General features: G+C 62.3%; 10 protein-coding genes. 7 read left to right on the top strand and 3 right to left on the bottom strand.

The annotated features are described in order from the left end of the window. The first annotated feature begins 122 nt into the window (after window positions 1-122). The 3 genes from ACQRBT_RS25435 (at window position 123) to ACQRBT_RS25425 (ending at window position 3,140) form a co-directional block, all read left to right on the top strand. Entirely contained in the window at window positions 123-1,223 is a 1,101-nt protein-coding gene (locus tag ACQRBT_RS25435; protein WP_104993329.1) for an agmatine deiminase family protein, read from the top strand. A gap of 44 nt (window positions 1,224-1,267) precedes the next feature. Further along, complete coding sequence (gene yghU, locus ACQRBT_RS25430) at window positions 1,268-2,095, top strand: glutathione-dependent disulfide-bond oxidoreductase (protein WP_104993330.1); 828 nt, start codon at window positions 1,268-1,270, stop codon at window positions 2,093-2,095. Between the two features lie 64 nt (window positions 2,096-2,159). Beyond that, window positions 2,160-3,140, top strand: a complete 981-nt coding sequence (locus ACQRBT_RS25425) for a Dyp-type peroxidase (protein ID WP_412046892.1) — start codon at window positions 2,160-2,162, stop codon at window positions 3,138-3,140. Here ACQRBT_RS25425 and ACQRBT_RS25420 read toward each other — a convergent pair. Then, window positions 3,118-3,990 carry an undecaprenyl-diphosphate phosphatase gene (locus tag ACQRBT_RS25420; protein WP_090371838.1) on the bottom strand — a complete coding sequence of 291 codons (873 nt, stop codon included), beginning with the start codon at window positions 3,988-3,990 and terminating at the stop codon, window positions 3,118-3,120. The two genes, ACQRBT_RS25425 and ACQRBT_RS25420, sit on opposite strands and share 23 nt — an antisense overlap. A 181-nt stretch (window positions 3,991-4,171) precedes the next feature. Between ACQRBT_RS25420 and ACQRBT_RS25415 the strand changes: the two genes are divergently transcribed. Further along, window positions 4,172-4,678: a GNAT family N-acetyltransferase gene (locus ACQRBT_RS25415; RefSeq protein ID WP_060755402.1), complete on the top strand. Its 507-nt coding sequence runs from the start codon at window positions 4,172-4,174 to the stop codon at window positions 4,676-4,678. Window positions 4,679-4,709: 31 nt separating this feature from the next. On the opposite strand, the gene ACQRBT_RS25410 is transcribed toward ACQRBT_RS25415, so the two are convergent. Next, the gene (locus tag ACQRBT_RS25410; RefSeq protein ID WP_104993331.1) at window positions 4,710-5,666 is read right to left on the bottom strand and encodes a GlxA family transcriptional regulator; all 957 of its coding nucleotides are present in this window, start codon (window positions 5,664-5,666) and stop codon (window positions 4,710-4,712) included. Between the two features lie 157 nt (window positions 5,667-5,823). Here ACQRBT_RS25410 and ACQRBT_RS25405 point away from each other — a divergent pair, with 157 nt between their 5' ends. Beyond that, window positions 5,824-6,501, top strand: a complete 678-nt coding sequence (locus ACQRBT_RS25405) for a type 1 glutamine amidotransferase domain-containing protein (RefSeq protein ID WP_412046891.1) — start codon at window positions 5,824-5,826, stop codon at window positions 6,499-6,501. A gap of 80 nt (window positions 6,502-6,581) precedes the next feature. Beyond that, window positions 6,582-7,706: an alkene reductase gene (locus tag ACQRBT_RS25400; protein WP_104993333.1), complete on the top strand. Its 1,125-nt coding sequence runs from the start codon at window positions 6,582-6,584 to the stop codon at window positions 7,704-7,706. Here ACQRBT_RS25400 and ACQRBT_RS25395 read toward each other — a convergent pair whose 3' ends face one another. Beyond that, window positions 7,707-8,705: an NAD(P)H-quinone oxidoreductase gene (locus tag ACQRBT_RS25395; RefSeq protein WP_060755398.1), complete on the bottom strand. Its 999-nt coding sequence runs from the start codon at window positions 8,703-8,705 to the stop codon at window positions 7,707-7,709. It abuts the gene before it with no gap. 152 nt (window positions 8,706-8,857) lie between these two features. Between ACQRBT_RS25395 and ACQRBT_RS25390 the strand changes: the two genes are divergently transcribed. Next, window positions 8,858-9,244: a DoxX family protein gene (locus tag ACQRBT_RS25390; RefSeq protein ID WP_104993335.1), complete on the top strand. Its 387-nt coding sequence runs from the start codon at window positions 8,858-8,860 to the stop codon at window positions 9,242-9,244. Window positions 9,245-9,598 lie beyond the last annotated feature (354 nt).

Here is a 9,598-nt window from a genome sequence, read left to right as displayed (position 1 = left end):
GGACGCCGAGGTGTTTCAGGAAGACCGAGGTGCCTGGGTTTAGGGCGGCTTCGCCCCCCAGCGCGGGGCAAGCCCGCTCACTACAAGGCCCCGTTAATTCAATGCCGTACTCAGAGACTGATATGCCAACCCGTCGAACCTTCCTCAAACACGCCAGTGTGGTCTGCGCCATGACGTTGCTCACCCCTTATGTAAGCGCCGCCGTAAAGGGCCAGTTCTATATGCCCGACGAGGGTGAAACGCATCGCCAGGCGTTTATCGCCTTTGGCGCCCAGGATGCGATCTGGGAAGACTTCACCGCCGACGTGCAAGCGGCGCTGGGCCGTATTGCCCGGGCGATTGCCGTGTACGAGCCGGTCACGGTGTTTTGCCGTGAAGACGAGCGCGGGCTGGCCGAGCAGCACTGTGGTACGCGCAACATCACCTTTGTAGAAACCGAGTTGGACGATATCTGGATGCGCGACACCGGTGCCAATTTCGTCGTCGACGGTGCGGGTGGCCAGGGCGCGGTGGACTTCAACTTCAACGGCTGGGGCAACAAGCAACAGCACGCCGAAGACGCAATGCTGGCCGGGCAGGTTGCCGAAGTCACCGCTGCCCGCCATATCCGCAGCGAGCTGGTGGGTGAGGGTGGTGGGATCGAGGTGGATGGCCTGGGCACTGCAATCATGACCGAGAGCAGTTGGATCAACCGTAACCGTAACCCCGATTGGAGCAAGGCCGACGTCGAAGCCGAACTCAAGGAGCGGCTGGGCCTGCGCAAGATCATCTGGTTGCCGGGCATCAAGGGCAAGGACATCACCGACGCTCACGTCGACTTCTATGCACGCTTCGTGTCGCCCGGCGTGGTGCTCGCCAACCTCGACACCGACCCTGAGTCCTACGATCACAAGGTCACCCTGGCGCACCTGGCAATTCTCAACAGCGCCACCGACGCCGATGGCCGCCCGTTGCAGGTACACACCGTGTCGCCGCCGCTGAACCCGCGTAAAAGCAAATTCAGCCGAGGCAACGCCGACTTCGCGGCCGGTTACATCAATTATTTCGTGATCAATGGCGCGGTGATTGCGCCTGAATTTGGCGACCCGGTAGCGGATCGCAGGGCCTTGGAGCTGTTGTCGCGGCTGTATCCGAAGCGCACCGTGGTGCAGCTCAATATCGACGCGATCGCGGCGGGCGGGGGTGGCATCCACTGCGTGACCAACCATCAACCTTTGGTTTAGTCTGGAGCGCTTCGTTGATCGAAAGCGCCTCTGGAGCACTCAGCATGACCGATTACGTACCGCCTGAAGTATGGACCTGGGACAGCGAAAGTGGTGGCACCTTCGCCAGTATCAACCGGCCGATTGCCGGCGCGACTCACGAGAAAGCGCTGCCGGTCGGCAAGCACCCGTTGCAGCTATATTCCCTGGCCACGCCGAACGGGCAGAAGGTCACCATCCTGCTCGAAGAACTGTTGGCCCTGGGGCACACAGGCGCGGAATACGACGCCTGGCTGATCAAGATCGGCGACGGCGATCAGTTCGGCAGCGGCTTTGTGGCGGTCAACCCGAACTCCAAGATCCCGGCCTTGATGGACCACAGCGGCGATACGCCGATTCGGGTGTTTGAGTCGGGGGCGATCCTGCAGTACCTGGCGCAGAAGTTTGGCGCGTTCTTGCCGACCGAGCCGGCCGCGCATGCCGAGTGTTTATCGTGGTTGTTCTGGCAGATGGGCAGCGCACCCTATCTGGGCGGTGGTTTTGGGCATTTTTATGCGTATGCGCCGAGCAAGATGGAATACCCCATTAACCGCTTTGCCATGGAGACCAAGCGCCAGCTCGATGTATTGGACCAGCGTTTGGCGGTGAGCCAATACATTGCCGGGGATGAGTACACCATTGCCGATATTGCGATCTGGCCCTGGTACGGCGGGTTGGTGAAAGGGCGTCTATATGGCGCGGCGCAGTTTTTGTCGGTGCATGAGTACAAGCATGTGCTGCGCTGGGCCGAGGCGATCGAGGCACGGCCGGCGGTGCAGCGCGGGCGGCGGGTGAATCGGACTTCGGCCGATGAGGGTGTGCTTGAACGGCATGCGGCGAGTGATCTTGACTGATCTGTCGGATATGAACTGCTAATCTGCGCGAATTCAAACCTCCTTTAGCCTGTGGAACCTCATCATGAAAACCTGCCCGGTACGGCCGCCCCTGGAGCCGCAGTCTGTTTGCCACCCGATCACCAGCAGCGCGATTTTCATGGTCGCCACCCTCGCACCCGGTAACGTCGACAGCGTGCGCGCCTGGTGCGCCGATATCGCCGGCCTGGTGCGTTCGGTGGGCAAGCGCGTACCCTCGGGCAACCTTACCTGTGTGTGCGGGTTTGGCTCCCAGGCGTGGGACCGACTGTTCGGCGCGCCGCGCCCGGCGGCATTGCATCCGTTTCGCGAGTTCGGTGTAGAAGGGCGCAAGGCGGTGGCCACGCCAGGGGATATTCTCCTGCACATCCGCGCCGATCAGATGGACCTGTGCTTCGAGCTGGCCACCCAGTTGATGGCGGCCTTGGGCGACAGCGTGAAAGTCGTGGATGAGGTCCAGGGTTTCCGTTACTTCGATATGCGCAGCATCATCGGGTTTGTCGACGGCACCGAGAACCCGGTGGGGCGCAAAGCCGAGGCGTTCGCCCTCGTCGGCGACGAAGACCCGGGTTTCAGCGGTGGCAGCTACGTGCTGGTGCAGAAATACCTGCACAACATGGCGGCCTGGAACGGCCTGACGGTGGAGGCCCAGGAAAAGGTGATCGGGCGCACCAAGTTGGCGGACATTGAGTTGGATGACGAGACCAAGCCGACCAACTCCCACAGCGCGTTGACGGTGATCACCGACGAAAACGGCGAAGAAGTGAAAATCCTGCGCGACAACATGCCTTTCGGCCGCCCCGGCGCCGGGGAGTTCGGCACCTACTTCATCGGCTATGCGCGTTCGCCGCAGCCGCTGGAGCAGATGCTGGAAAACATGTTCGTCGGCCGTCCGGTCGGCAACTATGACCGCTTGCTGGACTTCAGCACGGCGGTCACCGGGAGCCTGTTTTTTGTGCCGTCGGCCGACCTGCTCGAGGAGCTGGCCGACCGCGAACCCGGTCTTAGCCCAACAACCCCGTGCTGACCGCCACAATCAGGAAAACCCCCAACAGCGCGCGGTAGATCACGAACGGCCAGGTGGAGAACCGCTCCAGGAACTTCATCAGGCCCCAGATCGCAAAGAACGCCGACACGCTGGCAACCACCAGCCCGAAGAGCAAATGCGACCAGGCATGGGCCGGCATCTCGGCGTGCAGCAGCACCCACAGTTCCTTCAAACCGGCCAGCGCAATGGCCGGCAGGCCCAGCAGGAAGGAAAAGCGTGCGGCTTCTTCACGCTTGAAGTTGAGAAACAGCGCGGCGGTCAGGGTCGAGCCCGAACGCGATACGCCTGGGATCAACGCGCCGATCTGCGCAATACCCACGATCAAGGCGTCACGCAGGCGCATTTCGCTCACTTCCCGGGTATGGCGAGCCCGCACCTCGGCCACCGCCAGCAACACGGCCATGACCACGCAGGAAATGCCGATCACCATCAAGCCACGCAACGGCGAGTTGCAGGCGTTCAGCGTGGAAGACAGCGCCAGGCCGGCGATGCCGATCGGAATGGTTGCCAGCACAATCGCCACGGCCAACTTGAACCAGCGGTCGTTGTAGTCACCGCGGCGCACCGCGCTGATGCTGCCGGTGGTGACCTGGCGTACATCGCGCCAGAAGTAACTGACCACCGCCGCCAGGGCCGCCAACTGCATCGCAGCGGAAAACGCCGAGCCGGGGTCTTGCCAGCCGAGCAGTGCCGGCACCACACGCATGTGGGCGGTGGACGACACCGGCAAGAGTTCGGTAATGCCCTGGATCACGCCCAGGATGAAGATCTGCAGGTAGTCCAGGGAGGCAAAACCTACGTCAAGGCCAGCGGTACAAACGTTTGTCAAGATAGGTGTCCTTGAATAAAGGGCGGGGTAATTGGCAAAGTTTATTCTAAATGTTTCAGGATTTTGGCCGGGGCTGGATAAATACGCAATCGGTTCAGCCAACAGAAAGGTTGGACAATGTATTGGCCTGCCTGCGGGTTTTGTGAACAATGGCGCCCTGTGTTTTTTCACTGAGAGCCCCATGCCTGAAACCACCGTCGAACTGATCCAGACCGGCCCCGACGAAGCCGAGCTGATCCGCAATCTCTACCAGTACTACGCCTACGAGTCCTCGGACTGGGAGCAGGAAGATGTCGAAGCGGACGGCCGTTTCTACATCCACGACGAACATCTGGCCCGTTACTGGCAAGACCCGCAGTGGAGCGCCAACCTGTTGTTGGTCGATGGCTACATCGCCGGCTTCCTGCTGATCGAAGGCAGCGAGTTGCCGGGCATCGACGCCCTGGAACTGGCCGACCTGTTCATCCTCAAGCGCTATCGCCGCAAAGGCATCGGCCGCGCCATCGCCACCCAGGTGCTGTGCAGCGGCGAGGCCAATTGGCTGCTGCGTTTCTATGACCAGGACGAAGTGGCCCAGGCGTTCTGGCGCAATGTGCTGGATAACCTGCCGCGCCCGGTGCAAACCCTCGAGCTGGACGATGAACCGCAGTTGGTGAGTTACCTGATCACACGGGCAGCGCTGCACTGACAGCAGGGTTGAGCGTCGAGATGCCCGGCGATCAGGCGCGGGTGCTGCCCGAGTGTGTTGCGAACAGCAGCTGCTGCATCGCCTGCGGCGGTTGCCCGAACGCGCGCAGGAACGCCTGGCGCATGCGCTCGCGATCCCCGAAGCCGGTTTCGCGGGCCACCACTTCGACCGGGTGACGGCTGGTTTCCATCAAGGCCCGGGCCGCCTCCACCCGCAGGGACTCGATGGCCTTGGCCGGGGTTTGCCCGGTTTCTTCACGAAACACCCGGCTGAACTGGCGTGGGCTGAGCCGCGCCACATCGGCCAGGGCTTCCACGGACAAGTCATGGGTCAGGTTCTCGCGGGCATAGGCCAGGGCCAGTTGCACGCGGTCGGACTTGGGGTCCAGTTCCAGCAGTGCCGACAATTGCGACTGCTCGCTGCCACGGCGCTGGGCGATCACCAATTTGCGTGCGATACGCCGGGCCAGGTCGCTGCCCAGGTCGTTTTCGACCATGGCCAGCGCCAGGTCCACGCCGGCACTCATGCCGGCGCCGGTCCACACTTGACCATCGACGACAAACAGCTTGTCTTCTTCCAGGTGGATGTGGGGGTAGCGCTTACGGAAGGCTGGGGCGTGAATCCAGTGGGTGGCGGCGCGCTTGTCGTCGAGCAGCCCGGCTTCGGCCAGCACGAAGATGCCCATGCACAGCGAAGCGATCCGTCGCGACTGCGCGGAGGCGCTCTTGACCAGGGCCGGCAAGTTGGCCTCGGGTAATTGGAACTCCAGATAACCGCTGACGATCAACGTGTCATAGCCCTGCGGCCGCATCGGCGTGGTATTGACCGAAAAGCCCTGGGACGTCATCACGGCACCGCCATGCTCCGACACCAGATGGAACTCATAGACCGGCTCGCCCTGGAGCAGGTTTGCACACTCGAACACCGAGGCCAGGCTGAGGCTCAGGGATTGGAAGTTCGGGTAAACCAGCAGCGCGACGCTATGCATCGTGTTTCTCCAGGGGCAGGGGCGAGGGATTGTCGGTGGATGGCGGGCAAACGGCAACTGCCACTGTGGCATGTCCGAAAACCTTGCGGATATGACGTTGTGCGGCAACCACCCGGCTCATAAGCTTCAACCCACAGACATCCCGAGGCACTGAACGATGAAAGTATTGATGGTACTGACCTCTCACGACCAGCTTGGCGATACCGGCAAGAAAACCGGCTTCTGGCTTGAAGAGTTTGCTGCACCCTATTACGTATTCAAAGACGCCGGTGCCGAGGTGGTACTGGCATCCCCGGCCGGTGGCCAGCCGCCGCTGGACCCGGTGAGCGATCAACCGGATGCGCAAACCGAGCAGACGCGCCGTTTTGCGGCGGACCCGGCAGCGCAACAAGCCCTGGCCAGCACCCTACGCCTGGACACGGTCAAGGCCGCAGACTTCGACACGGTGTTCTACCCCGGCGGCCATGGCCCGCTGTGGGATCTGGCTGAGTCGCCGACGTCCATCGCACTGATCGAGTCGTTCGAACGCGCCGGCAAGCCCATCGGTTTTGTCTGCCACGCGCCGGGCGCGCTGCGCCACGTCAAGGCGGTGAGCGGCGAGCCGCTGGTCAAGGGCCGCCGAGTGACCGGTTTCTCCAATTCGGAAGAGGCGGCCGTGGGCCTGACCGACGTGGTGCCGTTTCTGGTTGAAGATGATTTCAAGGCCCTCGGTGGCCACTATGAAAAAGGCGCCGACTGGCAGTCTTTTGTGCTCCAGGACGGTTTGCTGGTCACCGGGCAGAACCCGGCCAGCTCCAGTGATGCGGCCAAGGCCCTGCTGAAACTCACCGCTTAACTCACTCAACCTCTCTATTGAATTGGCGACCCTCAAGGGTCGCCAAGGCTTTCGTTCGTGCTGAATCTGGAATCTTGCTGATGATCCACAGTGTTTTAAATGCCCCGATCAAGTTGGGCAACCACACCTTGAACAACCGCATCGTGCTGCCACCCTTGACGCGCCAACGCAGCGCACAACCCGGCGACATCGCCACCGCGCTGATGGCCGAGTATTACCGCCAGCGCGCCAGCGCCGGTTTCATGATCAGCGAGGGTACGCAGATCGAGCCCAGAGGCCAGGGCTATGCGTGGACGCCGGGTATCTACACCCCGGCGCAGATCGACGGCTGGCGCACCGTCACCGACGCGGTCCATGCCGAAGGCGCGGTGATCTTTGCGCAGTTGTGGCACGTCGGCCGCGTCTCGCATAACGCGCTGCAACCGGATGGCGCCGCTCCGGTTGCGCCGTCCGCCATCGCTGCCCAACAAGCGAAAGCCTTTATTGCCACCGGGCCGGGCACGGGGGAGCTGGTGCAACCGCCCGTACCACGCGCGTTGAGCGTGTTGGAAATCGAGGAACTGGTGGGGCATTACGCCCAGGCCGCCCGCAATGCCCTGGATGCGGGCTTCGATGGGGTGGAGATCCACGCCGCCAATGGTTACCTGGTCAATCAGTTTATCTCCGCCCATGCCAACCAGCGTGACGACGAGTACGGTGGCTCGCTGCACAATCGCTTGCGTTTCCTGCGGGAAATCGTCGAGGCCGTGAGTGCCGTGGTCGGGCCGCAGCGCCTCGGTGTGCGTTTCTCGCCGCTGTTCAGTGGCACGCAGCAGGAGCGGGTGTATATCGGCCTGGTGGAAGACGATCCGCATCACACCTACATCGAAGCGATCAAGGTGCTGGAGGCGTCGGGGGTTGCCTATGTATCAATCGCCGAGGCGGATTGGGACAACGCGCCGGACCTGCCCGACACCTTCCGTGAAGCCGTGCGCAGCACCTTCAGCGGCCGCATCATTTACGCCGGTCGCTACACCGCTGAACGCGGCGCACGGCTGGTCGAAGCGGGCCTGGCGGACCTGATCGCGTTCGGACGTCCGTTCATTGCCAACCCGGACCTGCCGCAGCGGATCTTCAACGGCTGGCCGCTGAATCCGCTGCGGGCTGAAGGCTTGTATGGCGGGACGCAGGCGGGGTACACCGATTACCCGGCCTACGCCGAATAGTCAGGCGACCCGCAACACGATCTTGCCAATATGGTCGCCACCTTCCATCCGCGCATGGGCTTGGGCGGCCTCGGTGTAATCGAACACCTGGTCGATCATCGGCACGCAACGTCCCGCTGACAGCGCCGGCCAGACGTGTTCGCGCAACTGCTCGGCAATCGCGGCTTTCTCTTCGCGGGTGCGCGGGCGCAGCAGCGAGCCGGTGATGTTGGCGCGCTTGGCCAGGATGGTCAGCAGGTCGACGTCATTGGCCTTGCCGCCGCCGAGGAAGCCCAGCATCACCAGGCGGCCGTCCATCGCCAGGGCCTTGAGGTTGTTGTTGAGGTAAGAGGCGCCCATGATGTCGAGCACCACATTCACCCCTTGGCCGCCGGTTTTTTCGGCGATGACCTGAGCGAAATCCTGCTCGCGATAATTGATCGCCTCGGCTCCCAGCTGGGTGATGGCGGCGCATTTGTCGGCGCTGCCGGCGGTGGCAAAGGCCTGGATGCCGAATTCGCGACACAGCATCAACGCGGTGGTGCCGATGCCGCTGGTGCCGCCGTGGATCAAGGCACGCTGGCCCTTGTGCGCACCGCCCAGGCCGAACAGGTTGGCCCACACCGTGAAGAAGGTTTCCGGGATGGCGGCGGCATGAATCCAGTCCATGCCGTCGGGGACCGGCAACGCCTGGCTGGCAGGCACGCTGCAATATTGCGCGTAGCCGCCGCCATTGGTCAGCGCGCACACCTTGTCGCCCAGGGCGTAGGTCGTCACGCCGTCGCCCAGCGCCACCACCTCACCCGCCACTTCAAGGCCAGGAATCGGGCTCATGCCAGGTTTCATCGGGTACTTGCCGGCGCGTTGCAGGGCGTCGGGGCGGTTGACCCCGGCGGCATGCACGCGGATCAGGATTTCGCCGGCGGCCGGGGCGGGCACCGGTGCCGAACGTGGCTTGAGCACCTCGGGGGCGCCAGGGCTGGTGATTTCAATCAACGTCATGTCTTGAGGCAGGGACATCGTGCGATTCCTGTAGTCGTGGACCTATGAAGTGGGACTACCTTACGCGGCCGTTGATTCAATCGGAACCCTTTCATGTGAGCACATGGCTGCAAGCCAATGGGCGGTGGCTGCAAGACAATCGTCCTGGTTTCCCTAGACACGAGGTGCGTATGAACGAATCAAGACATCAGGACATCGGGCTGCTGTTTTTGCGCGTCAGCGGGGCGTTGTTCCTGCTGTGGGTCCATGGTTTGCCGAAGTTGCTGGACTACAGCGCGCAGCTGAAATTGATCGAGGATCCTTTTCACTTGGGCGCCAACCTCACCTTGCTGTTGGCGATCTTCGCCGAGGTGCTGTGCCCGTTGCTGATCATCGCCGGGGTGCTGACCCGCCTGGCGTGCTTGCCGATCCTGGCTGTGCTGCTGATTGCGATGTTGGTGGTGCATCCTGAGTGGACGCTGTTCGAGGGGCAGTTCGGCTGGTTGCTGCTGATCATCTTCACCAGCGTGCTGATCAGTGGGCCGGGCCGTTTGGCGTTGGGTCGGCATTGGGCGTGAATAAAAAGGTCCTGAATAAAAAAGGGCCGGGCAAGCCCTAATGCCAGTCAGTCAAGGCTTAACGCTGTCACTGTGGGAGGGGGCTTGCTCCCGATAGCGGTGGGTCAGTCGATGAACTGCTGACTGGCACACCCTCATCGGGAGCAAGCCCCCTCCCACAAGTTATTCATCGTCCGTTCTATCGCTTGACTGACTGGTATCAGGGTAAGCCCGGCCAAATAAGGAGACGGTGTTTCAACGGTTCAGGAACGCCAGAAGATCTTCATTCAATGTCTGGGCGTGCATAACCCTAATGCCAGTCAGTCAAGGCTTAACGCTGTCGCTGTGGGAGGGGGCTTGCTCCCGATATCGGTG

The sequence above is a fragment of the Pseudomonas sp. R19M genome (assembly GCF_050312585.1).
Taxonomy (GTDB): Bacteria; Pseudomonadota; Gammaproteobacteria; order Pseudomonadales; family Pseudomonadaceae; genus Aquipseudomonas; species Aquipseudomonas palleroniana.
This window is presented reverse-complemented; position numbering and strand designations above follow the sequence as displayed.